General features: G+C 37.5%; 1 protein-coding gene. It reads right to left on the bottom strand.

From position 1 onward, the window contains the following. A partial coding sequence (locus tag IGI58_RS18180; RefSeq protein WP_429955515.1) for a phage tail spike protein occupies positions 1-1,187 on the bottom strand: 1,187 nt, incomplete at both ends.

Genomic DNA, 1,187 nt, shown 5'->3' with positions numbered 1-1,187 from the left:
GTGTCCATATAATAGGTAGTATGTGGATGATTTTTAGGATACTGAAGCACTGATCCGCCTTGAACACCATTGATCAAATCAGTGATATAATCAACGAACTCACTCATGTATCCTTTTTTTGTTAGAGTCTTCATTGCTTCTTGAAACTCATAATTTTGTTGTTTGTAAAAGGCGACTTGGATATCTCCAGCAATTACTTTCTTATTTTTTTCAAGTAAACTGTCATAGATGATACTGTTCACTTTTGTATCGATGTCGATATCATAAAGATTGTGGTAAATCTTGAATGTATCAAACAAACCGTAATTCCGAATCTTAGAAAATTCTTTCGCTTCCTCTGAGTCAGTCAGCTTTTCAACTTCTAATTCCATGCTGACTTTCGGCTTATCTGATCCCGGATTCATTGAGGTAAAATAGTTTTTTGCTACACGATTCAAGCTAGCTTTGTCAGTCACGCCTTGTTCTTCGGTGAACTGAATATGCCGAGCGTAAATATCAGGATAATTATTCATGTACTGGCTTTTGACTGGATCACCGTATATTCGTTTTGTTTTCCCATCATTGCCATCTTGTAAATCTGCGAATGGTAAAACTTTTGTAACGATTGATGACCAATCAAATTTTATTTTCAACCCATTCAAGTCTTTTCCGTAACGTACAGTACCTACATTATCGCGGCCACGGCGTTTTAACAGAGAAAGTTTAAATGGTTCACGTTTGATTTCTCCGCCCCATAACTGCAATAAGGAACCTTGCTCACCAGCGATACAGTTCAACACGTTTCGGGCTTCAAAGACTGTATTCGAATTTGCTGAAATATCAGAGAACAACTTCACGTCACAAGGCTCGTCCATATTAGCTTCAATAGCTTTCATTGCTTTTGCGCCGTCTGCAGATTTAATATCTACATATTGCACCTCTCTGTTGCCTAATTTGTAGGTTCTACACTGAGCGTAAACAGTTACGATTCCTAAAAAGGTATCTTTAAATGTCTGTTTGATTTCAAAAATGTGATACTCTTCCAAATCGTTTGGTTTCGCTTTGATTTGATACCCATTTTCGAAGTAATCAGAAAATCGACTATTTGCTGGATAATCTAGCTCAAGCTCATATTTTCCGTTTGCTTCTTCTGTAATGTCGCATCGAGTCGCCTCAGATAAGCGACCTAGCCCATTATGTGTAAAATC

Origin of the sequence: Enterococcus sp. AZ020, from assembly GCF_050499205.1 — a bacterium.
Taxonomy (GTDB): domain Bacteria; phylum Bacillota; class Bacilli; order Lactobacillales; family Enterococcaceae; genus Enterococcus_L; species Enterococcus_L dunnyi.
Note: the sequence above shows the minus strand (reverse complement) of the source record. Positions and strands in the feature narration are given on the sequence as shown.